The 22,669-nt window shown below is 37.3% G+C and carries 22 protein-coding genes; all 22 read left to right on the top strand.

The features are described from left to right. The first annotated feature begins 113 nt into the window (after window positions 1-113). On the top strand, window positions 114-659 hold the full coding sequence (lepB, locus tag CEF18_RS10265; RefSeq protein WP_110936384.1) for a signal peptidase I: 546 nt from the start codon (window positions 114-116) through the stop codon (window positions 657-659). Window positions 660-674: 15 nt separating this feature from the next. After that, the gene (ylqF, locus tag CEF18_RS10260) at window positions 675-1,523 is read left to right on the top strand and encodes a ribosome biogenesis GTPase YlqF (protein WP_110936383.1); all 849 of its coding nucleotides are present in this window, start codon (window positions 675-677) and stop codon (window positions 1,521-1,523) included. 149 nt (window positions 1,524-1,672) lie between these two features. Further along, entirely contained in the window at window positions 1,673-2,452 is a 780-nt protein-coding gene (locus tag CEF18_RS10255) for a ribonuclease HII (RefSeq protein ID WP_110936382.1), read from the top strand. 16 nt (window positions 2,453-2,468) lie between these two features. Then, a complete protein-coding gene (locus CEF18_RS10250; protein ID WP_110936381.1) occupies window positions 2,469-4,226 on the top strand; it encodes a hypothetical protein in 1,758 nt (585 codons plus the stop codon). Next, window positions 4,223-4,531, top strand: a complete 309-nt coding sequence (locus tag CEF18_RS10245; protein ID WP_110936380.1) for an EscU/YscU/HrcU family type III secretion system export apparatus switch protein — start codon at window positions 4,223-4,225, stop codon at window positions 4,529-4,531. Before CEF18_RS10250 ends, CEF18_RS10245 begins: the two co-directional genes overlap by 4 nt. 902 nt (window positions 4,532-5,433) lie before the next feature. Next, window positions 5,434-6,597, top strand: a complete 1,164-nt coding sequence (sucC, locus tag CEF18_RS10240) for an ADP-forming succinate--CoA ligase subunit beta (protein WP_110936379.1) — start codon at window positions 5,434-5,436, stop codon at window positions 6,595-6,597. A gap of 17 nt (window positions 6,598-6,614) precedes the next feature. After that, window positions 6,615-7,520, top strand: coding sequence for a succinate--CoA ligase subunit alpha (gene sucD, locus CEF18_RS10235; RefSeq protein ID WP_110936378.1), 906 nt, complete (start codon window positions 6,615-6,617; stop codon window positions 7,518-7,520). Window positions 7,521-7,616: 96 nt separating this feature from the next. Next, entirely contained in the window at window positions 7,617-8,501 is an 885-nt protein-coding gene (dprA, locus tag CEF18_RS10230) for a DNA-processing protein DprA (protein ID WP_110936377.1), read from the top strand. Window positions 8,502-8,845: 344 nt separating this feature from the next. Then, the gene (gene topA, locus CEF18_RS10225; protein ID WP_110936376.1) at window positions 8,846-10,921 is read left to right on the top strand and encodes a type I DNA topoisomerase; all 2,076 of its coding nucleotides are present in this window, start codon (window positions 8,846-8,848) and stop codon (window positions 10,919-10,921) included. Window positions 10,922-11,240: 319 nt separating this feature from the next. Beyond that, a complete protein-coding gene (gene xerC, locus CEF18_RS10220; RefSeq protein ID WP_110936375.1) occupies window positions 11,241-12,137 on the top strand; it encodes a tyrosine recombinase XerC in 897 nt (298 codons plus the stop codon). 26 nt (window positions 12,138-12,163) lie between these two features. Next, a complete protein-coding gene (gene hslV, locus CEF18_RS10215) occupies window positions 12,164-12,721 on the top strand; it encodes an ATP-dependent protease subunit HslV (RefSeq protein ID WP_110936374.1) in 558 nt (185 codons plus the stop codon). A 28-nt stretch (window positions 12,722-12,749) separates the two neighbouring features. Continuing rightward, on the top strand, window positions 12,750-14,156 hold the full coding sequence (hslU, locus tag CEF18_RS10210; protein ID WP_110937653.1) for an ATP-dependent protease ATPase subunit HslU: 1,407 nt from the start codon (window positions 12,750-12,752) through the stop codon (window positions 14,154-14,156). 13 nt (window positions 14,157-14,169) lie between these two features. Then, window positions 14,170-14,946 carry a GTP-sensing pleiotropic transcriptional regulator CodY gene (codY, locus tag CEF18_RS10205; RefSeq protein ID WP_110936373.1) on the top strand — a complete coding sequence of 259 codons (777 nt, stop codon included), beginning with the start codon at window positions 14,170-14,172 and terminating at the stop codon, window positions 14,944-14,946. A gap of 341 nt (window positions 14,947-15,287) precedes the next feature. Further along, complete coding sequence (flgB, locus tag CEF18_RS10200; RefSeq protein ID WP_110936372.1) at window positions 15,288-15,692, top strand: flagellar basal body rod protein FlgB; 405 nt, start codon at window positions 15,288-15,290, stop codon at window positions 15,690-15,692. A gap of 5 nt (window positions 15,693-15,697) precedes the next feature. Further along, complete coding sequence (gene flgC / locus CEF18_RS10195) at window positions 15,698-16,153, top strand: flagellar basal body rod protein FlgC (RefSeq protein WP_110936371.1); 456 nt, start codon at window positions 15,698-15,700, stop codon at window positions 16,151-16,153. A 52-nt stretch (window positions 16,154-16,205) separates the two neighbouring features. Next, window positions 16,206-16,517, top strand: coding sequence for a flagellar hook-basal body complex protein FliE (gene fliE, locus CEF18_RS10190; RefSeq protein WP_223292283.1), 312 nt, complete (start codon window positions 16,206-16,208; stop codon window positions 16,515-16,517). 371 nt (window positions 16,518-16,888) lie between these two features. Continuing rightward, window positions 16,889-18,478 (top strand): flagellar basal-body MS-ring/collar protein FliF, encoded by a 1,590-nt coding sequence (gene fliF, locus CEF18_RS10185; protein WP_110936370.1) that lies wholly within the window; start codon window positions 16,889-16,891, stop codon window positions 18,476-18,478. Between the two features lie 15 nt (window positions 18,479-18,493). Then, window positions 18,494-19,504 (top strand): flagellar motor switch protein FliG, encoded by a 1,011-nt coding sequence (gene fliG / locus CEF18_RS10180; RefSeq protein WP_407690392.1) that lies wholly within the window; start codon window positions 18,494-18,496, stop codon window positions 19,502-19,504. Then, window positions 19,497-20,306, top strand: coding sequence for a flagellar assembly protein FliH (gene fliH, locus CEF18_RS10175; RefSeq protein WP_183040907.1), 810 nt, complete (start codon window positions 19,497-19,499; stop codon window positions 20,304-20,306). Before fliG ends, fliH begins: the two co-directional genes overlap by 8 nt. Then, a complete protein-coding gene (gene fliI, locus CEF18_RS10170) occupies window positions 20,296-21,615 on the top strand; it encodes a flagellar protein export ATPase FliI (RefSeq protein ID WP_110936367.1) in 1,320 nt (439 codons plus the stop codon). Before fliH ends, fliI begins: the two co-directional genes overlap by 11 nt. Further along, a complete protein-coding gene (gene fliJ / locus CEF18_RS10165; RefSeq protein WP_110936366.1) occupies window positions 21,615-22,052 on the top strand; it encodes a flagellar export protein FliJ in 438 nt (145 codons plus the stop codon). Before fliI ends, fliJ begins: the two co-directional genes overlap by 1 nt. 14 nt (window positions 22,053-22,066) lie before the next feature. Continuing rightward, window positions 22,067-22,666: a magnesium transporter MgtE N-terminal domain-containing protein gene (locus CEF18_RS10160; protein ID WP_183040908.1), complete on the top strand. Its 600-nt coding sequence runs from the start codon at window positions 22,067-22,069 to the stop codon at window positions 22,664-22,666. Window positions 22,667-22,669 lie beyond the last annotated feature (3 nt).

Here is a 22,669-nt window from a genome sequence, read left to right as displayed (position 1 = left end):
ACCACAATCAACTAGTAATGTGGTAGAATAAATGGATGATAGATGCGGGTTCTTGTCACACGAGGTGATAGCCTGTTGTAATCAGCACATTTTATTAAAAGGATGGATGTTTCATGGCAAAGTCAGAATCATGGGAATGGATTAAAGCGGTAGCAGTAGCCTTAACTTTAGCGATCGTTATCCGATATTTCTTTTTTGCTCCAATTGTAGTTGACGGAGAATCAATGATGCCTACGCTAGAGAATAATGATCGCATGATTGTTAATAAAATTGGCTACAATATTTCTGAACCCGATCGATTTGATATTGTTGTTTTTCATGCACCGCAAAATAAAGACTATATCAAACGTGTCATTGGACTTCCAGGAGACACAATAGAATATGAAAATGATGTTTTATATATAAATGGTGAGGAAGTGGAAGAACCTTATCTCGATGTTTATAAAGAAGAAGCTCCAAGTAAACCGTTAACAGGTGATTTCCAGTTAGAGGAAGTCACAGGGGTAGAAACAATCCCTGAAGGACATATTTTTGTTTTAGGGGATAATCGTCAACATAGTAAAGATAGCCGCCATATAGGCGTTGTAAACTCCGAGGATGTAGTAGGGAAGGCAAACTTTGTCTTCTGGCCGTTCCAGGAAGTTCGTATGGTGGATTAGGAGGTTTTACGCACGATGACAATACAATGGTACCCGGGGCATATGGCGAAGGCACGAAGGCAGGTCGTGGAAAAATTAAAGCTCATCGATGTAGTGATAGAAATCGTTGATGCTCGAATACCTGTATCTTCGAGGAATCCAATGGTCGATGAATTGACTTCTCATAAGCCTAGGCTCGTATTATTAAATAAAGCAGATCTCGCAGATCCTAGTATAACTAAAGAATGGGTTGCTTATTTCGAAAAAGAAAATTGGGCAACGCTTATAATTGATGCTCAGCGAGGCAAAGGAATAAAAGATGTTCCTTTAAAAGTGATGGAACAGGCAAAACCTCTTTTAGATAAGTTTAGATCAAAAGGTATTAATCCAAGAGCGATAAGAGCAATGATTCTAGGTATCCCTAATGTGGGGAAATCAACAGTCATTAACCGTCTGGCAAATAAAAGGATTACGAATATTGGTGATAAGCCAGGAGTTACGAAAAGGCAACAGTGGATTAAAGTAGGAAAAGAAATGGAACTACTTGATACACCAGGTATATTATGGCCGAAATTTGAGGATCAAGACGTTGGGTTTAGGTTAGCGATAACTGGTGCAATTAAGGAAGAAATTTTTGATTTTCAAGAAACGATGGTATTTCTACTTAGTTATCTAAAGGATGAATATCCGAATTTGCTTAAAGAAAGATATGATTTGACGGAGTTAACAGAGGATGTTGTTGATCTTTTTGACGCAATTGGGAAAAGAAGAGGGTGCCTCGTTCCCGGTGGACATGTTGACTACGACCGTGTTGCAGAAATTGTCTTTCGTGATTTCCGACAAGGAAAACTAGGAAATATTAGTTTAGAAAGACCTAATAAATAAAGGGATGAGATGCGCAAATGCGTGTCTTTTCTTTTGTCCATCTAAAGGAAATTATAATTCTTAAAACCGAACTAGAAAATGATTCATTTTTTAATAATGAATCAACTAAAACACGGATTAGCCGATAGATAGTAAGAGAGGGTTTTTGTATGACGAAAAAAACAATTATTGAAGTTAAAAATATCTTAGAAAACTTAGATACGGAAGAAGTAAGCATATTAAAAGAGTTGTCTGAGGACGACAGAAAAGGCGTACAAAAGCTGATTACTTCATGGAAGAAAAAGCAAAATGAAAAAGAACAGTTGCGTACCCAATTCTATGACATGATGTATTATGAAAAACAGGCTTATAAGCAAGGAAGCAATTTCATTGCAGGAATTGATGAGGTAGGAAGAGGACCACTTGCCGGACCGGTAGTGGCCGCATGTGTTATTTTACCAAAAGATTTTTATTTGCCGGGTTTAACAGACTCTAAAAAGTTATCGAAGGCGAAACGAGAGGAATTTTACGAAGAAATTCTTCGTTATGCTATAGCCGTTGAGGTTGGCGAAGCATCTTCTAAAGAAATTGATAGATTCAATATTTACCAGTCTTCAAAGCATGCCATGATGAGAGCTTTGGAAAAACTTTCTCAAAAGCCTGACTATTTGTTAGTGGATGCGATGAAGCTGCCGACCTCAATTCCCCAGTTAGACTTGATTAAAGGGGATTCCCGGTCAATATCAATAGCGGCTAGCTCTGTTGTCGCTAAGGTTACAAGAGACCGTTATATGGAAGATCTACATAAAAAGTATCCAAACTATCATTTTAATCGTCACATGGGATACGGAACCAAGGTACATTTAGAAGCTCTTGAAACTTATGGAGTAATGGATGAACACCGCACGAGCTTTGCACCTATTAAACAAGTAATTGATTCAGGAAGTTAACGGGGGAGAGGTAAACATGTTCGAAACTAAAATTCTCCAAAATCTTGTAAAAGGATTAGATCCTATTCACTCTAAAACGATACAGTTGAGACCCGGACAAGTTTTCCAAGGAACGATTACTCAACTTTATCCGGGGCAGCTAGCTCAGCTTCAGTTAGGGTCAATGACACTCTCTGCGCAGTTGGAAGCACACCTAGAAAAAGGATCCAGATATTGGTTTCGAGTCATGGGAGGAGAAGGTATTCCTCGGTTACAAGTATTAGAGAATGTCCCCCCTTCCTCGGGAAGTAACCAAAGTCCATCGAATGCGCAAGCAGTACTGCAACAGCTCGGGGTGCCTCAAGGGGCTACATACGAACGAGTCCTGCAGCAACTGCAACAGCTTAATCTCCCCTTTACCCGATCGAATATATTAGAAGGTGGACAGCTTCTACAAAAGAGTTCTCTTAATCAGCAACAATCATTAGAAGTAGTTATAAATATGATTCAACGAGGCTTTCCTTTGACAACTACAACTTTCCAATCGTTAGTGTCTATGCAATCGAACCAGTCCATGGGAGAGACAATGTCAAGCCTTTACACGCAACTTCAATCAACACCACAAGGAACTGCAGTAAATCAGCAATTACAGCAAATGCTTTCTACGATATTAAATCAAGCAGACCCCTCTCGCACAACGGGAGCATTTCATACTCTTTTACAGCAGCTTGGAGGCAACGGATTAACAGCACAACAAGCAGCTACAGTCGCAAATCAAATCGGAGTTATTCCGGAAAATCAACGATTACCAGAGTTCTTCAAGCAGTTTAAAGCAACTATTTTAAAGCCTGAAAATCAAGAGTTATTACGTCAAATTGCACCACAGCTATTTCAAGGTAATCAAAGCCAGACGGCAATGCAGGCAATGGAACCAAAGGCATTGTTTCAAGCTTTCATGAATAATGTCCGAATGGATCAGCCTCAAGGAATGCAAATGATGTTGCAACTTTTGAACCCGGGCGGTAATTCTGCAAATATGACTAATCAGTTCCAACAATGGCTTCTTCAACAACCTAGTGACCAAATTCGAGAAGTTTGGTCAAACGTACAAAATGCATCGAAAGAATCATTTTTTTTAACGAATGGAAACGGTACAAGGGATGAATCGCCTCTACGCATGTTATTGCAACAATTCGGGTTACAACACGAAGGTGATTTACGGTCTATGACAAACCAGGAAGCACAGCAAAAAGTACAATCGTTAAAGTCTTTACTGATGCAGTTTCTGCAACAGACTTCCACTCAAACTCAAGGGGCGAGAGAGCAGGCGGAATTTTTACTGCAAAGAGTGACTGGGCAACAATTAATGTCCTCTGAACAACATGGTCCTATTCAGCATACTCTTTTTCAAGCGCCCGTAAAAATTACGGACAAGTATCAAGATCTTACGATTCAATGGGAAGGTCAAACAAAAAATGGGCTCATAGACGAATCCCATTGTCGAATCATATTTTACTTGAATTTAGAAGCACTGAATGAAACTGTTGTCGATGTTCAGATTCAAAATCGAATCATGACATTAACTATATTTAATGAAACAGAAAAACCAAAATCTGTGGCTGAACGCTGGTTTCCGATTCTTAAAGAAAAACTATCCAATATGGATTATCAATTATCGAGTATCCAATGGAAACAACCTTTAAAATCAGAAACAAGTAATCAAGTCTTTTCTCAACCGGGAAATATCTATCGAAAGGACGAATATGGATATAGAGGGGTTGACGTAAGAATATGAGTGAAAAGGCTTCAAACCAAAGAGATAAGAAAATAGATTACAGTAAAAGAGCAATAGCTCTTGGTTATGATGTTTTGAAAGACTCTGCTCCAAGTTTAAAGGCAAAAGGAAAAGGTTATGTAGCCGAGGAAATTATTGACCGGGCAAAACAACATAACATTCCGATTCAAGAAGATGCCTCGTTAGTTGAAATATTATCTCAGTTAGATATTAATGAACGAATTCCAGAAAATTTATATGATGTAGTTGCAGAAGTATTTGCTTTTGTATATCGGCTAGATAAAGAGGAATTAAAAAAGAAATAGAGCATGAATTTGAAAGGTCACTGAAAAAGTAAATGTTACTTTTTCAGTGACCTTTTGTATGTGGTTGATTGTTATGGATGATCGAGTACTTAATTGAGATGGAGGGCAGATGCATTCATTTGAGAGGAGCGTATTCAAATCAAGGGAAGACGAGATTGATTGGAAGAGAAACGTGATCAATTGAGAGAAGAACGCAATCAATTCAGGAGGGAACGCATTCATTTGAGAGGAACGCGTTCAATTCGAGGAAAGACGCGGTCAATTGAAAGAGAACCGTGATCAATTGAGAGAGAAACGCAATCAATTCATGGAGGAACGCATTCATTTGAGGGGAACGTGTTCAATTGAAAGAGAAACGTGATCAATTCAGGAGGGAACGCATTCATTTGAGGGGAACGCGTTCAATTCGAGGAAAGACGCGGACAATTTAAAGAGAACCGTGATCAATTGAGAGAGAAGCGCAATCAATTCATGGAGGAACGCATTCATTTAAGGGGAACGTGTTCAATTGAAAGAGAAACGTGATCAATTCAGGAGGGAACGCATTCATTTGAGAGGAACGCGATCAAACCAAGGAGAAAAGCGATCAATTCCAATGTAAATTTATTCATTTAGCATGAAAACACGAATTTGAACAAACTAAAAATTCCACTTTCCCTATTCAAAAATGAAAATGTAGATTTATTAAAATTTTTAAGCTTTTTATTCACATAATTGTCGGAAAGTATAGTAAAATGGTTATTGTGTGAAAAGATAACAAAGCTTCACTTTGTCTTTTCTTGGTTCCTTCAATTAGATAATTGTTTCTAATAAAGGATTTGTTGGATTTGTCAACAACACAGCAATGTTATTATAATGGTTGTGTAGATTCATCATTATTTGAATCAGTAAGGAGGATGGAAATGAATATCCATGAGTATCAAGGAAAAGAACTGTTAAGAAATTATGGCGTTGCAGTACCTAATGGACAAGTTGCATACTCTGTTGAAGAGGCTGTAGAAGCAGCTAAATCTTTAGGGGGCGCTGTAAACGTTGTTAAGGCCCAAATCCATGCAGGTGGACGAGGAAAAGCCGGCGGTGTCAAAGTTGCGAAGAACTTAGATGAAGTTCGTACATATGCTGACGAGATTCTAGGTAAAACGCTTGTCACACATCAAACGGGCCCTGAAGGTAAATTAGTAAAGCGCTTGCTAATTGAAGAAGGTTGCGATATCCAAAATGAATATTACGTTGGATTAGTTGTTGACCGTGCTACTTCACGAATTGTCATGATGGCATCAGAAGAGGGCGGAACAGAAATTGAAGAGGTAGCAGAAGCTACACCGGAAAAGATTTTCAAAGAGGTCGTTGATCCTGTAACTGGACTGATGCCTTACCAAGCAAGACGACTAGCTTTTAATATTAACATTCCAAAAGAGCTTGTTCGTGAAGCTGTGAAATTTATGATGGGTCTCTACAAAGTATTTTCAGAAAAAGATTGCTCAATTGCTGAAATTAACCCACTAGTGACAACTGGAGACGGAAAAGTTATGGCATTAGATGCGAAATTTAATTTCGATTCCAATGCACTATACCGTCAAAAAGACATCATCGAGTATCGTGATTTAGATGAAGAGGACGAGAAGGAAATTGAAGCTTCAAAATTTGATCTCAGTTATATTTCTTTAGATGGAAATATCGGTTGTATGGTTAATGGAGCTGGATTAGCTATGTCTACAATGGACATTATCAAGCACTATTCTGGTGATCCTGCTAACTTCTTAGATGTTGGGGGCGGTGCAACAAAAGAAAAGGTTACAGAAGCCTTTAAAATCATCTTGTCGGATAAAAATGTAAAAGGTATTTATGTAAACATTTTTGGCGGGATCATGAAGTGTGACATCATTGCTGATGGTGTTGTAGCTGCTACAAAGCAAGTTGGTTTAGAAATTCCATTAGTGGTTCGTCTTGAAGGAACCAATGTGGAGCTTGGGAAAAAGATTCTTAAAGAATCTGGATTAAATATTACTGCGGCAGACTCTATGGCTGATGGTGCAGAAAAAATAGTTTCATTAGTTAAAGCGTAAGGAAGGCGGGGATATATATGAGCATCTTGATCAATAAAGATACTAAAGTCATTGTTCAAGGAATTACCGGTGCTACTGGTCTTTTTCACACTAAACAAGCTGTGGAATATGGTACACAAGTTGTCGGAGGCGTGACACCAGGAAAAGGTGGAACAGAAGTAGAAGGCATTCCAGTATTTGATACAGTAAGTGAAGCTGTTGCAAAAACTGGTGCAAATGCTTCCGTAATTTACGTTCCACCAGCATTTGCGGCAGACGCAATTATGGAAGCGACAGATGCAGGTGTAGATGTTGTCATTACGATTACTGAAGGTATTCCTGTTATTGATATGATAAAAGTAAAACGTTATCTTGAAGGCAAAAAAACACGCTTAATCGGACCGAATTGTCCTGGTGTGATTACTCCTGATGAATGTAAAATAGGTATTATGCCAGGATACATTCATAAAAAAGGACATGTGGGGGTTGTTTCCCGTTCAGGTACCTTAACTTACGAAGCTGTCCACCAGCTTTCTACTGAAGGTATTGGTCAATCAACTGCAGTAGGAATTGGGGGAGACCCGGTCAATGGTACAGACTTCATTGATGTATTAAATTTATTTAATGAAGATCCAGATACGGAAGCCGTGATCATGATTGGTGAGATTGGCGGGTCAGCAGAGGAAGAAGCTGCTGAGTGGATTAAAGCTAATATGACAAAACCAGTTGTAGGCTTTATTGGTGGTCAAACAGCACCTCCAGGTAAGCGAATGGGTCATGCTGGTGCAATTATCTCAGGCGGTAAAGGTACTGCTGATGAGAAAATGAAAGCATTAACTGCTGCAGGTGTTAAAGTAGCGGAAACACCTGCTGTAATGGGTGAGACGCTTATTGCGGCATTGAAAGAAGCTAATTTATATGAAAAATGTTTAACTCACAAATAAAATAGTGAAAAAAGGTTGTGCCAAACGTAACAAAACGACGTTTGGCACAACCTTTATAAAAATTCTCCGAAACTTCATTAGAGAAAGGATTCTCCCATGAACCTCCCCACTACTTTGGATGAGCGTTTGCTTCATCTCCACTATTCTTCGTCAGGAAGCTTTAAATTCCTCCAAACTTGTATGCAAGTTGATCCAACATTGGAATGGATTTATCATACGGATAAACAATATTTCCTTAAATTTTTTCCTAAATCATCAAAAAGAGCGTCAGAGATTTTTGATACATTAAAAAAAATAGATATTTCTTTTTTAAAGTACGAGCTTGCAAAAAAGAACATTGGTTATATTTCTATCGTTCACCCGTGTTATCCCTCATTATTATCCACTATTTACGACCCCCCTTGGCTCCTTTATTATCGTGGAAATCTTCATTTGTTAAGTTATCCCAACAAATTAAGTGTTGTAGGTACGAGACATCCATCAGACTATGCCAAAGATTCGTTAAACACGATACTGGTAGACGTTGTACAGACAGGACTGCCAATCGTGAGTGGTATGGCAATAGGAATTGATTCTTTGGCTCATGAGCTATGTTTAAGAGCTGATGGAAATACTATAGCAGTACTAGGTTACGGATTGGACTATACGTATCCTAAGAATCTTTCTATATTCAAGGAGAACTTAGAAAAGAATCAATTGATTATAACGGAATATCCACCTTATGTTCAACCTAATCGATGGCAATTTCCTGAAAGAAACCGCATCATCAGTGGTTTATCCCAAGCTACCTTTGTAATTGAAGCTAAAGAAAAAAGTGGTTCATTAATCACAAGTGATTCTGCACTATCTCAAAACAGGGATGTCTTTGCATTGCCAGGAAGAATAATAGACATGCATTCCAAAGGTACAAATAGACTTATCCAAGAAGGAGCCAAAATGATTCTACATGCAAGTGATATCCTCGAAGAATATTCGTTATAACTTCTGATATACCTCCCCTTTATATGTAAAACTGAGTTTTGTTCGACTCTTTTTCCTACACTTAATTACAAGTCACAGGCGGGCGTTTTCATAAATGAATCCGAATAATATACCATCTGTTTTTAGAGCTTTATTAGATATTTTATACATTTTGCTTATTCCTATGTTATTCTGTAGAAAGCTAATGAATTCAAATAAATTAAAAAATGACATGAATAACACGATTTTTTTGACTATTCATGCTGTTTTATTATAACTTTATTCTTGTGGAATTTGACAAATGATAAAAGAGTGTTTAATAATGGGGAAGATTTAATATACCTCTAAAGGGGAGGAACTAATGTATGGCCGATTACCTAGTAATCGTGGAATCTCCCGCAAAAGCTAAAACTATAGGGAAGTATTTAGGGAAGAAATATTCTGTGAAAGCATCTATGGGACATGTAATCGACTTACCAAAAAGTCAAATGGGCGTTGATGTGGAAGAAAATTATACACCTAAATATATTACTATTCGCGGGAAAGGCCCGATATTAAAAGAATTAAAACAAGCAGCTAAAAAAGCTAAACGCATTTATCTAGCAGCTGACCCTGATAGAGAAGGGGAAGCAATCGCGTGGCATTTAGCAGAGAGCTTAAATATTGATAAAACTTCTGAATGCCGAGTGGTGTTCAATGAAATTACGAAGCAAGCGATCAAGGATTCATTTAAACATCCGAGAACGATCAATACGAACTTAGTTGATGCGCAACAGGCCCGTCGAGTTTTAGACAGGTTAGTAGGTTATAATATTAGTCCTTTACTTTGGAAGAAAGTGAAAAAAGGATTAAGTGCGGGAAGAGTTCAATCTGTTGCAGTAAAGATGATTATTGATCGCGAAAATGAAATAAAAGCTTTTAATCCAGAGGAATATTGGTCAATCACAGCTTCCATGAAAAAAGAAGGCCAGGAATTTGAAGCAAAATTCATGTCAGTTGATGGAAAGAAAACAGAGCTATCCTCTGAAGAAGAAGTTAAAGAAGTATTGACGCGAATCGAAGGAACTGAATTTCATATTGATCAAGTGAAAAAAAGAGAACGTAAGAGAAATCCTGTCGTTCCTTTTACAACTTCTTCGCTTCAACAGGAAGCGGCGAGAAAATTAAATTACCGAGCGAAAAAGACAATGATGATTGCTCAACAACTTTATGAAGGAATCGATATCGGTAAATCAGGAACTATTGGTCTTATTACGTATATGAGAACAGATTCCACACGGCTATCTGAGACTGCCAAGCAAGAAGCTAAAGACTACATTGAAACAAATTATGGTGAAGAATATCATAATAAAGGAGAAACAAAAAAGACGCAGGCGAGTAAAAATAGTCAAGATGCGCACGAGGCTGTTAGACCTACTTCTGTCATGCTTGATCCAAAACAAATTAAATCTTATTTAAGTCGTGATCAGCATAAACTATATAAGCTAATTTGGGAACGTATGGTAGCCTCACAAATGTCACCTGCAGTGATGGATACGATGTCAGTTGATTTAACGAACAACGGTATAATGTTCCGTGCAACTGGATCTAAATTAAAGTTTGCGGGTTTTATGAAAGTATATATAGAAGGAAATGATGAAGGGAAAAAAGAAGAAGACCGTCTTCTGCCAGACATGACAGAAGGAGAAAAGGCAACTTCTGAAAGTATTGACCCTAATCAGCATTTTACTCAACCACCTCCAAGATATACAGAGGCAAGGTTAGTTCGAACTTTAGAAGAACTAGGAATAGGCAGACCATCGACTTTTGCACCAACACTAGATACAATCCAACGCAGAGGTTATGTTTCATTGGAGGATAAACGTTTTATTCCCACTGAACTTGGTGATATCGTATTAGAACTCATTAACGAATTCTTTCCTGAGATTCTAAACGTTGAATTTACTGCTGAGATGGAATCTAATTTAGATTCTATTGAAGAAGGCGAAAAAGATTGGGTAAACATCATCGATCAATTTTACCAAGGTTTTGAAAAACGTCTCAGGTACGCAGAAGAAGAGATGAAAGAAGTAGAAATAAAAGATGAACCAGCTGGTGAAGATTGCGAAAAATGCGAGAATGAAATGGTATTTAAAATGGGTAGATATGGGAAATTCATGGCTTGTTCAAACTTTCCAAATTGCAGAAATACAAAAGCGATAGTGAAAGATATTGGAGTGAAATGTCCTACATGTTCAGAAGGAAATATTGTTGAAAGACGAAGTAAAAAAAGACGTATTTTTTATGGATGTGACAGATATCCGGAATGTGATTTTATTTCTTGGGATAAACCAATTGCGAGACCATGTCCTAAGTGTGAAAGTATGTTAGTAGAGAAAAAATCTAAAAAAGGTGTTCATGTTCAGTGTTCACAATGTGATTATAAGGAAGAAAGTAATTAACTGCATAAGTGCTGTCAGGCTTGCTGAAGAATGGAGCCATACTATGCTGAGAAAAACGCTCATTGTGTATTTCAAAGGATACAATGGGCGTAGCAATGAAAGAGTTCATACCACCGAATATCCATAAAAATTTTAGCAATCAATACTGTGGCCACTTTTCGAAGAGCAAACCAAATGTGAAAAGAAGATAAAACGTATGCTGGGTGATCAACAGCAACAATTCAGAATTTTGCGAAAAAAGAGTATAAATATTTGAAAGGGCTACTAATCTGTGGTAAGATTTAGTAGCTCTTAATGTTGAATAAAATAGGTGAAATCAATGAATAGAGATTGGTTACTGCGCTTTATTGAGTATTTACAAATTGAAAAAGGTGCTTCCCCTCACACGATTGAAAACTATACGTTGGATATTAATGACTTTTTTCATTTTATTGAGCAGCATTTGATTAAATCAATCGCTGCTGTTTCCCATGGAGATATTCGCGTGTATTTAACGGAATTACATCATAAGAATTATGCAAGGAAAACAGTAGCCAGGAAAATTTCTTGTTTACGTTCGTTTTGGACCTTCTTGGTTAGGGAAGAATTAGTAATGAAGAATCCGTTTCAAATGGTTACGACTCCGAGACTTGAGAAACGCCTACCTACTTTTTTCTATGAGGATGAAATGCAAGCAATTTTTGATGTTATAAATGTCGAGAATCCACTAGGCAAAAGAAATTTGGCACTAGTAGAACTTTTGTATGGTACGGGAATGCGGGTAAGTGAATGTGTTGGCTTGAACCTACAAGATTTTGACAGAACTATTGGAACATTACTTGTTAGAGGTAAAGGCAGAAAAGAGCGCTATGTTCCGGTCGGTAGTTTTGCGGCTGATACGCTTGATGTTTATTTATCGAAAAGTCGACCGATGATATTACATAACGATGCACAAGATGAAAAAGCCTTGTTTCTTAGTTATCGAGGAAAAAGATTAGGTGATAGAAGTATTCGAAAAGTATTAAATAACCTTGTTAAAGATGCTTCTATATCCTCCAGAATCAGTCCACACGTCCTTCGTCATACATTTGCTACTCACATGTTAAATGAAGGGGCTGATTTGAGAACTGTCCAAGAATTGCTAGGTCACAGTCAATTATCGTCTACTCAAATTTATACTCATGTTACAAAGGATCGACTTAGAGAGGTTTATCGTGCCTCACACCCAAGGGCTTAAAACAGGTTAGGAGGGAAACAGATACTATGGAAGAGATCAAAGGGACAACAATTTTTGCTATTCAACATAATGGACAGTCTGCGATTGCAGGAGATGGCCAGGTCACATTTGGCAATGCTGTAGTCATGAAGCATTCAGCTAAAAAGGTTCGAAGACTTTATCGTGGGCAGGTAATAGCAGGTTTTGCAGGATCAGTTGCCGATGCATTTACACTTTATGAAAAATTTGAAACAAAACTTGAAGAGTTTAATGGTAATCTTCAAAGGGCTGCAGTTGAGCTTGCGAAGGAATGGCGTAGTGATCGCGTCCTCAGAAAGCTAGAGGCCATGCTCCTTGTAATGGATCATACGAACCTGTATTTAATTGCAGGTACTGGTGAAGTAATCGAGCCGGATGACGGAATATTAGCAATTGGATCGGGTGGTAATTATGCGCTTTCTGCTGGGAGAGCGTTGAAAGAACATGCCCCTAATTTAACGGCTAAAGAAATCGCCTATGCTAGTCTGAAAACTGCAGCGGATATTTGTGTCTACACAAATCATCAGATTATTGTCGAGGAATTATCTAGCAAAGAAAAAAACTAAAATGTTCTTTAAAAGTGAGGGAAAAGACATGAGTAGTGATTTGACACCTAAACAAATTGTAGAAAAACTTGACCAATCCATAGTAGGACAGAATAAAGCGAAAAAATCTGTAGCAGTTGCCTTAAGGAACAGATATAGACGCAGTCAGCTTGATGAGGCAATAAGAGATGAAATAACTCCCAAAAATATTTTAATGATAGGCCCTACAGGTGTAGGTAAAACTGAAATTGCAAGAAGATTAGCTAAATTAGTTGGTGCTCCGTTTGTAAAAGTAGAAGCAACTAAATTTACGGAAGTAGGCTACGTAGGAAGAGATGTCGAATCAATGGTTCGTGACTTAGTAGAAACTTCTATTAGAATTGTAAAGCATGAAAGAATATCGAAAGTGAAAGAGCAAGCAGAAAAAAATGCCAATCACCGATTAGTAGAATTATTGGTACCTTCACAGAAGAAAGAAACGAGTTATCGAAACCCTTTTGAAATGCTTTTTCAAGGTAATCAGCAGGACGCAGGCGAGGAAACAGAAACAGGTGAATCTCAAGAAGATAGTTCGATTAGAGACCGCAGACAAAAAATATCAAAAAAATTAGCTGATGGTCAACTTGAAAATGAAGAAATTAGTATTGAAGTTGATGAGCAACAACAAAGTTTTTCTGATATGTTTCAAGGTGCTGGTATGGAACAAATGGGTATGAATATGCAGGATATGCTTGGAAATATGATGCCTAAAAAGAAAAAGAAAAGAAAACTCCCAGTAAGAGAAGCTAGAAAAGTGTTAACAGAGGATGAGGCGCAAAAGCTCATCGATATGGATGAGGTTCATCAAGAGGCAGTTTCAAAAGCCGAACAATTGGGAATTATTTTTATTGATGAAATTGATAAAGTTGCTGGGAAAGGCAAACAGCAGTCAGCAGATGTCTCAAGAGAAGGTGTACAACGTGATATTCTTCCGATAGTAGAGGGATCAACAGTAGTGACAAAATACGGTCCTGTAAAAACAGATCATATGCTGTTTATAGCTGCCGGTGCTTTTCACTTTGCGAAACCATCGGATCTAATTCCTGAATTACAAGGAAGATTTCCAATAAGAGTAGAGCTAAACAGCTTAAATGTAGACGATTTTGTTCGGATATTAGTAGAGCCTGATTTTGCGTTAGTCAAACAATATCAAGCACTTTTACTGGTGGAAGGAATAAAATTGAAATTTTCTGACGATGCTATTCGTAAAATTGCGGAAATAGCAACTGAAGTTAATGATGAAACTGAAAACATTGGAGCAAGAAGACTTCATACAATTTTAGAGAAATTACTGGAAGACTTATCATTCGAAGCGTCAGAAATATCCATGGAAGAAATTTTAATTACGCCTAACTATGTAGAAGAAAAACTTCAAGACGTAGTTAAAAACCGTGATCTAAGTCAATTTATATTATAACAGGAGGCACACAATGGATTTATTATCAAAAACTAGAACAATTAATGATTTACTGCAAAAAAGTGGAGGGCAATCTGTTAACTTTAAAGATATGGCTGAGACATTAAGAGATGTCATTGAATCTAATATTTTTATTGTAAGTCGCAGAGGAAAATTGCTCGGATTTTCGATAAAACAAGAGATAGAAAATTCCCGAATGAAGCAAATGTTAGAGGAACGACAGTTTCCAGAAGATTATACCTCAGGGTTATTTAAGATTGAAGAGACTTCTTCCAATCTTGATGTGGAAAGTCAATTTACTGCATTTCCTGTAGAGAATAAAGATCTGTTTGCTAAAGGTTTAACAACAATTGTTCCCATTCAAGGTGGTGGTCAACGTTTAGGAACGCTAATACTAGCGCGCTTGGATAAGAGCTTTGATGATGACGATTTGTTACTGGCGGAATACGGTTCTACAGTTGTAGGGATGGAGATTCTGCATGAAAAAACAGAGGAAATTGAGCACGAGGCACGTAGTAAAGCTGTTGTGCAAATGGCAATAAGTTCGTTATCTTACAGTGAACTTGAAGCTGTAGACCACATCTTCGAGGAGTTGGATGGTACGGAAGGGCTGCTTGTTGCAAGTAAAATAGCAGACCGGGTAGGAATTACCAGATCAGTTATCGTAAATGCGCTACGAAAATTGGAAAGTGCTGGTGTTATTGAATCACGATCACTAGGTATGAAAGGGACATACATTAAAGTATTAAATGATAAGTTCCTCACGGAGTTAGAAAAACATAAAAATTAACTCAAACAAGAAAAGATAGATATATTAAAGAAGGCTGTTAGTACTTTAGCCTTCTTTTTTTGTATCCAAAAAATAAACTGATATTTTATATATAAAATGGTAAAAAATATGTTAAAGTTTAAAATAGAGGGGGGAAAAAGTTGAACTTTGTCATATTGTGACTTCAATTGTTAATTTGTGACGAACCGTGACTATAACCCTAATGTAATCTAGTACTTTTTTATGAAAATATTATATTTTCCATAACTGTTAGACAATGACCCGTTTATTCTATAGAATACATCTAGATAGTAGTTCTATTTTAACAAGACATGTTATCTAGACGAAAGGAAGAAAGCACAATGAACGCAATTAATAATCCTACTACTCAATTGTTAGAAACTGCTTTGTCTTCTTCAATGACTAGGCAAAATACAATATCACAAAATATTGCAAATGTAGATACACCAAATTATAAAGCTAAAAAAACTGTTTTTTCTCACCAATTAAACGAAGCCATGAGTAATCAACAATTATCAGCACACCGGACAGATGAGCGTCACAACCATTTTGGGGGTACTGTTAATAATGATGCCGCCAAAGTTGTAGAAAGAACGAATACTACATATAACCATAATGGGAACAATGTTGATATTGATCAAGAAATGAGTGAACTAGCTAAGAATCAAATTTATTATAATGTTCTGGTAGATCGTATGAATGGAAGATTCAGCAGTATACAGACAGTTATTGGACATGGGAGGTAATTAAAATGTCAATGTTTCACGGAATGAATATTTCTGCCTCTGCTTTAACATCACAACGTCTAAGAATGGACGTTGTATCTAGTAATATGGCCAATGCAGAATCTACGAGAGGCCGATTAGTAGACGGAGAATGGGAACCTTACAGAAGAAAAATGGTAACGATGCAGGCAAATCAGGAGTCAGGATTCCGATCACATTTTAATCAAGCCTTGGGTATGAGTAAGGATGTTGGGCAAGGTGTTAAAGTCAAAAATATAATTGAAGATCAGACTCCTTTCAGACAAGTTTTTCAACCTGATCATCCAGATGCAAATGAAGAGGGTTTTGTAGAACTTCCTAATGTTGATCCGTTGAAAGAAATGATTGATTTAATGGGTGCCCAAAGATCTTATGAAGCCAATGTAACGACGCTGGATGCTCATAAGAATATGATGTTAAAAGCGTTGGAAATAGGAAGATAGTAATCAACTTTTCCAGATCTCATTAATTACTAGGTACTAGGAGGGGTGTAAAATGATGGATATTAATCCACTTCAACAGACGAAGTCTATAATGAATCCACAAATAAAAAACAATAACACGATGAGTACTCCACATGAAGCACAAGTATCTTTTAAGACTTGGTTGAATGAAGCAATTACTAATGTGAATGACACACAAGTCAATTCAACTGTTATGACGGAAAAAATGGCCCGTGGAGAGCAAGTTGATTTGCATGATGTTATGATTGCAAGCCAAAAAGCTACAGTTACATTACAAACAACGACAGAGATTCGTAATAAAGCAATAGAAGCGTATCAAGAAGTCATGAGAATGCAAGTCTAATCTCTACTTTTATCTTAAATACCACTAAATTGTGAGTGGTAAAATTTATTTTTAATTTTTAGATAAGATGCTATTATAAGTGATATTTTATGAGGAACATAATTTTCGTTAGAGGATAAAAAAATGATTAGCTGTTGTTTTATTCTGTGATGGGACAATCACCCTGTTACGTTATGTCGATTCTATTTCTTATAGTTAATGAGGACAAACAAGAGACAAAAATGTACATAAGGCTTAGATTATTGAATGTCCTATAAGATATATCGGATATCTAAACCGATTCTTAACAAATTATACTAAAGAATTTAAAAAAGATTAACTATAAAGACTTATTCTCTTTTTTAAATGGTTAGGGCAGTGTGGGAGGCAACATGAACGATACAGTGACTGGTTATAAAAATAAAACAATAGAATTTTGGCAATCTCGGACAAAGAAACAAAAAGGATTGTTTATTGGCTCAATTGCATTTATCATAGTTATTTTTCTAGCATTTTCGATTTTAGGTTCACGTACAAATTATGTTCCTCTTTATTCGAATTTAACAATACAAGAAACTGGTGAAATAAAAGCAACATTAGACAGTCAAGGTGTTGCTAGCGAAGTGAGTAGCGACGGGACATCCATTTCAGTTTCAGAGGCTTTAGTAGATGACCTAAAAGTTAGTTTAGCTGCAGAAGGCGTTCCACAAACAGGCAGAATTGATTATGCTACTTTTAGGGATAATATGGGTTTTGGAACAACGGATAATGAATTTGAACTTCTTGAGAGAGCGGCTATTCAAACTTCTTTAGAAGACCTAATTCGCAATGTGGATGGGGTTCAGGCATCACAAGTGATGATAACTTTACCAGAAGAGAGTGTATGGCTAGGAGACGAACCAGAACAAGCTACTGCTTCTGTTTTGTTACAATTAGAAGCAGGGCACTCCATGGATGAAAATCAAATTCGAGCCTTGTATCATCTAGTGTCAAGAAGTGTTCCAGACTTACCAGTAGAAAACATTGTAATGATGGACCAATTATCCAGGTATTTAGAATTACAAGATAGTCCTGGCAGTGGTGGGGATTCTGCGCTTTCAGTTTATGAAGAACATCGAAATATACAACGAGATATAGAACGGGATATCCAACAACAAGTTCAACAAATGCTAGGTACAATGATGGGGCAGGACAAAGTACTCGTGTCTATTTCAACGGATCTTGATTTCACTCAAGAGAACCGGCAAGAGGAATTAGTCGAGCCGGTGGATGAAGAGAATATGGAAGGTTTGGCTATCAGTGTTGAGCGAATCACTGAGACATACACCGGAGGCGAATTAGTAGATGGTGGTGTTGCTGGAACCGGTGAGGAAGATATACCTGCATACCAGGGAGTTAATGGAGTTGTTCAAGGCGACTCAGAGCGATTGGAAGAGCGAATAAATAATGAAGTTAATCGGATATCAAAAGATATTGTGGAAAGCCCATATCAAATAAAGGACATCGGTATTCAAGTGATGGTAGAACCTCCTGATCCTGAGGATCCAAATTCACTTCCACAAGAACGCCTTGATGACATCCAACAAATACTAGGTCAAATAGTGAAAACATCTGTAGATAGTGATTTGACGGCGGAGTGGGGACCAGAAGAATTGGAAGAACGCATCTTTGTTGCGTCACAACCGTTTTTCGGAAAAGTCGAATTTGAAGAGCCAGCAGAGGGGATTCCGTTTTGGTACTATATCGTAGGTGCTCTGATTGCTGTAGTTCTTTTGTTAATATTCCTCTTGTTTAGAGGTCGTAAAACTGAAGAAGAAGTGAAGGAAGTTTCAATGGAGGATAGCAATCCATACGAAGTACCTCCAATCGATAGTGGACCTGATTCAGAAGAAAAAGCTCGTCGTAAGCAACTAGAAAAATTGGCCAAAGATAAACCAGAAGAGTTTTCAAAACTGGTACGAACATGGTTATCAGAGGACTAAAGGGAGGAAATCATAGTGGCGAGAAAAAAAGAATTATCAGGTAAAGAAAAAGCCGCCATTTTATTAATCTCTTTAGGTCCTGATGTTTCTGCTCAAGTTTATAAACATTTGTCAGAAGAAGAGATTGAAAAACTCACACTTGAAATTGCAGGTGTGAGACGTGTGGAGCAAGATACGAAAGATGATGTCATTGAGCAATTTCACCATCTAGCAATAGCCCAAGATTATATTACTCAAGGTGGAATAGGATATGCGAGAGATGTATTGGAAAAAGCACTAGGTTCGGCTGAAGCAATGGAAATTATCAATCGTCTTACATCTACTTTGCAAGTAAGACCGTTTGATTTTGCTCGTAAAGCAGACCCGTCTCAAATTTTTAATTTCATTCAAAACGAACATCCACAAACGATTGCACTCATTCTTTCGTATTTGGAAAGTGAGCAATCAGGCCAAATTTTGTCTTCCCTTCCACAAGAAGTGCAAGCGGATGTCGCAAAAAGAATTGCCGTTATGGATAGCACTTCACCAGAAATAATTAGTGAAGTTGAAAGTATTCTGGAAAAAAAGCTTTCTACGACTGTTACCCAAGACTTTACTAAAGCGGGTGGAATTGAGTCTGTGGTAGAAGTATTAAATAGTGTTGACCGCAGTACAGAACGAACAATTTTAGATGCTTTGGAAATTCAGGACCCTGAATTAGCGGAAGAGATTAAAAAGCGTATGTTTGTATTCGAAGATATTGTTACATTGGATAATCGTTCGATACAAAGAGTTATTCGTGACGTTGAGAATGATGACTTGCAACTTTCACTAAAAGTAGCAAGTGATGAAGTGAAAGAGATTGTTTTCAATAACATGTCGCAGAGGATGTCAGACACATTTAAAGAAGAAATGGAATTCATGGGACCTGTCCGTTTAAAAGATGTTGAGGAAGCACAATCAAGAATTGTTGCGATAATTCGCAGATTGGAAGAAGCAGGAGAGATTGTCATCGCCCGTGGTGGAGGAGATGATATTATTGTCTAAATTAATTAAATCTGCCTCTACCGATCAAAGAGTTTCTAATGAAAAATTAATTCACTTGAAAAGTATTACACCTGCGTTTACCCATTATGATAACGGAACTGATACGAATTCGTCAGAAATGATAGAATCTGAAGGTGATTATGTTCACTATAATGAACAAGAACTAATCCAACTAGAAAAGAATCGTTTAGAACAGCAAAAAAACGACCTTGAACGAGAAAAAGAAGATTGGTTACAAGAGAAAAAACAGCAGCAAATTCTGATGGATGAGACTGCTGATTTTAAAGCAAATCAGGCAGCTGAAGAAGGATATAATCAAGGCTACTCTGATGCGATTGAACAAGTTAAAAAAGAGTATTCTGCACATATTAAACAAGCAGAAAACACAGTGACAGTGGCTAAAGACGATTATTTAAAAAAGATAGAGTCTTCAGAGCCGATTATGCTTGATTTAGCGATTACAATTGCTAAAAAGGTTATAGGCGAAACATTAGCTGACAATGAAAAGTCATGGCTGGAACTTCTCAAAAAAGCGGTACTAGAGGTACGTGAACAAGAAGAAGTAAAACTATACGTTCATCCTAAATGGTTTGAGTTAACTCTTTTTCATAAAAATGAATTACAGGAAATAGCTCTTCACTCGAGAGAACTACTTATTTATCCTGATGAATATTTGCAAGAAAATGGATGTATCATTGAAACTCCTTACGGTCAAATGGATGTTTCTTTAGACAGTCAACTCTTGGAAATAAAAAAATCATTGTTTGAAAAGTTAAGGGAGGGAAACTCAGGTGAGTATTAAACAACTTCAGTCACATGTCGATAGCATTACTCCCTTTAAAACGTATGGAAAAGTTACTCAAGTGGTTGGACTTATGATTGAGTCAAAGGGTCCACAAGCTTCAGTAGGTGATCTGTGTACAATTCTTGTAGGTAAAAAAAAACCAAGACGTATTTTCGTAGAAGTAGTGGGTTTCAGGGATCAGAAAGTTCTTCTAATGCCATATGATCGTGTTGACGAGATTTCACCTGGAAGTTTAGTAGAAACAACACATAAACCTCTTCAAATTAGTGTTGGATCGAGTATGATCGGTTCTGTTGTTGATGGGCTAGGTCGTCCATTTGACGATAAAATCACTCAAGGAGCCTATCAATCAATTTCTACCGACAATCATCCTCCCAACCCAATGGATCGCCCTAGGATAAGTGAGCCGATGAGTTTAGGTGTCAAGGCAATCGACGGTTTGTTTTCAGTAGGAAAAGGCCAGCGTTTAGGTATTTTTGCAGGAAGCGGAGTAGGAAAAAGTACTCTTATGGCAATGATCGCCAAAAACTCAGATGCAGACCTTAATGTGATTGCTCTTATTGGTGAACGTGGTAGAGAGGTAAGAGATTTCGTTGAAAGAGATTTAGGTGAAGAGGGGCTAAAAAATACGATCGTAGTAGTCGCAACCTCTGATCAACCTGCTTTAATGCGGATAAAAGGAGCGATGACTGCAACAGCCATTGCAGAATTTTTCCGGGATCAAGGGATGAATGTCACGTTGATGATGGATTCGGTGACCAGAGTTGCTATGGCACAGCGGGAGATCGGTTTAGCTATAGGAGAACCACCTACTACTAAAGGGTATACTCCTTCTGTATTTGCGCTTTTACCAAGACTGTTAGAAAGAAGTGGCATGAATAAGGTCGGCTCAATTACAGCCTTTTATACTGTACTTGTGGATGGGGATGATATGAATGAACCAATTGCTGACAGTGTGCGAGGGATATTAGATGGGCACTTGGTATTAGATCGCAAACTTGCGAATAAAGGTCATTTTCCTGCAATTAATGTACTAAAGAGCATAAGTCGAGTAATGAATGATATTGCTTCGCAAGAACATAAAGGGCTTGCAGATTATATGCGCAGTTTATTATCTACTTACGCTGATTCTGAAGATTTAATTACGATTGGTGCTTATAAAAAAGGAACAAATAAAGAGATCGATGAAGCTATCGTAAAGTATCCCGAAATTATGAGATTTCTCAAACAAGAATTAGAAGAAGAGTATACTTTCCAGGAAACAATTCATGAGATGTCGTTGAAGTTTAGCAAGGGAGGTAATTGATGAGTTTTCAATTTACACTACAAAAAGTGCTTGAAATGAAGGATTATGAAAAATCGGATGCCGAGCTTGCTTATACTGATTCCGTAAAGAAATTCGAAGAGATTGCGACAAATTTATATGAATTGATGAAAAGGAAAGAAGTCCTTGCAGAAGAAAACAATAAAAAGCTTCAAACTGGTTTGGCCATTTCTATGATTCAATGGAATGAACAAACGATAGAATTTATTCAAAAGGAAATTGAAGAGTTGCAAATGATGACTCAAAAAGCAAGAATAAAAATGAACGAAAAAGAGAATTACTTAAATTTTAAAGCTGTTGATTTAAAAAAATATGAAAAAATGAAAGAAATTAAGTTGCAAGAATACTTAGAGAATGAAAAACAAGAGGAACAGAGGTTTCTTGATGAAATTTCAGTTCAACAGTTTGTCAGACGATGAAATCAGGTGAGACTATGAGTAAAAATAAACCGAAAGAATCAGGTCAAAGTAAGTTTTTAGTTTTCTTCATGGTTATCTTAATTCCTGCCGTTTTTGCACTGATATTGGCAGTAGTTCTTGCTTTTTATTTTGGATTTGGAGACCAGCTTCAACGTTTGGCAAGTGTACTTCCTTTTATTGAAGAACCGCAGGAAGAAATGGAAGATGCGAGCGAATCAGGTGAAGAAAGCGAAGAGGGTATTTCGGACGAAGAATATATTTTGCAACTTGAAAATGAGAATGAAACCTACTTACAAGAAATAACGCGAATAGAGAGTGAACTCAACTCGAAAGATGAAGAAATTGTAAGTCTTCAGGAAGAGTTAGTGACGATTCAATCGGAAGATCTTGGTATTGAAGGGGAAGAACCAGAGAACGATACTACAGATATAAATGATATCGTTAAAACGCTGGAAGAAATGACTTCATCTAAAGCTGCAGATATTATCGGAGAGATTCCTCAAGACGAGGCAATTACATATTTACGAATCATGCAAGTTAACTCGAGATCTGAGATTTTAAGTAAAATGGATGCCGAAGCCGCAGCGGGCTTACTTAGTGAAATGTCAAATTAGCGA

It is taken from the genome of Salipaludibacillus neizhouensis, assembly GCF_002886185.1.
In the GTDB taxonomy this organism is placed as follows: Bacteria; Bacillota; Bacilli; order Bacillales; family Salisediminibacteriaceae; genus Salipaludibacillus; species Salipaludibacillus neizhouensis.
The sequence above is the reverse complement of the archived record's forward strand: the minus strand, read 5'-3'. Positions and strand labels throughout refer to the sequence as shown.

Excerpts from the sequence above, each read along its gene's own strand:
- lepB (WP_110936384.1), top strand. The coding sequence starts at position 114 with ATGGCAAAGTCAGAATCATGGGAATGGATTAAAGCGGTAGCAGTAGCC.
- ylqF (WP_110936383.1), top strand. The coding sequence starts at position 675 with ATGACAATACAATGGTACCCGGGGCATATGGCGAAGGCACGAAGGCAG.
- CEF18_RS10255 (WP_110936382.1), top strand. The coding sequence starts at position 1,673 with ATGACGAAAAAAACAATTATTGAAGTTAAAAATATCTTAGAAAACTTA.
- CEF18_RS10250 (WP_110936381.1), top strand. The coding sequence starts at position 2,469 with ATGTTCGAAACTAAAATTCTCCAAAATCTTGTAAAAGGATTAGATCCT.
- CEF18_RS10245 (WP_110936380.1), top strand. The coding sequence starts at position 4,223 with ATGAGTGAAAAGGCTTCAAACCAAAGAGATAAGAAAATAGATTACAGT.
- sucC (WP_110936379.1), top strand. The coding sequence starts at position 5,434 with ATGAATATCCATGAGTATCAAGGAAAAGAACTGTTAAGAAATTATGGC.
- sucD (WP_110936378.1), top strand. The coding sequence starts at position 6,615 with ATGAGCATCTTGATCAATAAAGATACTAAAGTCATTGTTCAAGGAATT.
- dprA (WP_110936377.1), top strand. The coding sequence starts at position 7,617 with ATGAACCTCCCCACTACTTTGGATGAGCGTTTGCTTCATCTCCACTAT.
- topA (WP_110936376.1), top strand. The coding sequence starts at position 8,846 with ATGGCCGATTACCTAGTAATCGTGGAATCTCCCGCAAAAGCTAAAACT.
- xerC (WP_110936375.1), top strand. The coding sequence starts at position 11,241 with ATGAATAGAGATTGGTTACTGCGCTTTATTGAGTATTTACAAATTGAA.
- hslV (WP_110936374.1), top strand. The coding sequence starts at position 12,164 with ATGGAAGAGATCAAAGGGACAACAATTTTTGCTATTCAACATAATGGA.
- hslU (WP_110937653.1), top strand. The coding sequence starts at position 12,750 with ATGAGTAGTGATTTGACACCTAAACAAATTGTAGAAAAACTTGACCAA.
- codY (WP_110936373.1), top strand. The coding sequence starts at position 14,170 with ATGGATTTATTATCAAAAACTAGAACAATTAATGATTTACTGCAAAAA.
- flgB (WP_110936372.1), top strand. The coding sequence starts at position 15,288 with ATGAACGCAATTAATAATCCTACTACTCAATTGTTAGAAACTGCTTTG.
- flgC (WP_110936371.1), top strand. The coding sequence starts at position 15,698 with ATGTCAATGTTTCACGGAATGAATATTTCTGCCTCTGCTTTAACATCA.
- fliE (WP_223292283.1), top strand. The coding sequence starts at position 16,206 with ATGATGGATATTAATCCACTTCAACAGACGAAGTCTATAATGAATCCA.
- fliF (WP_110936370.1), top strand. The coding sequence starts at position 16,889 with ATGAACGATACAGTGACTGGTTATAAAAATAAAACAATAGAATTTTGG.
- fliJ (WP_110936366.1), top strand. The coding sequence starts at position 21,615 with ATGAGTTTTCAATTTACACTACAAAAAGTGCTTGAAATGAAGGATTAT.
- CEF18_RS10160 (WP_183040908.1), top strand. The coding sequence starts at position 22,067 with ATGAGTAAAAATAAACCGAAAGAATCAGGTCAAAGTAAGTTTTTAGTT.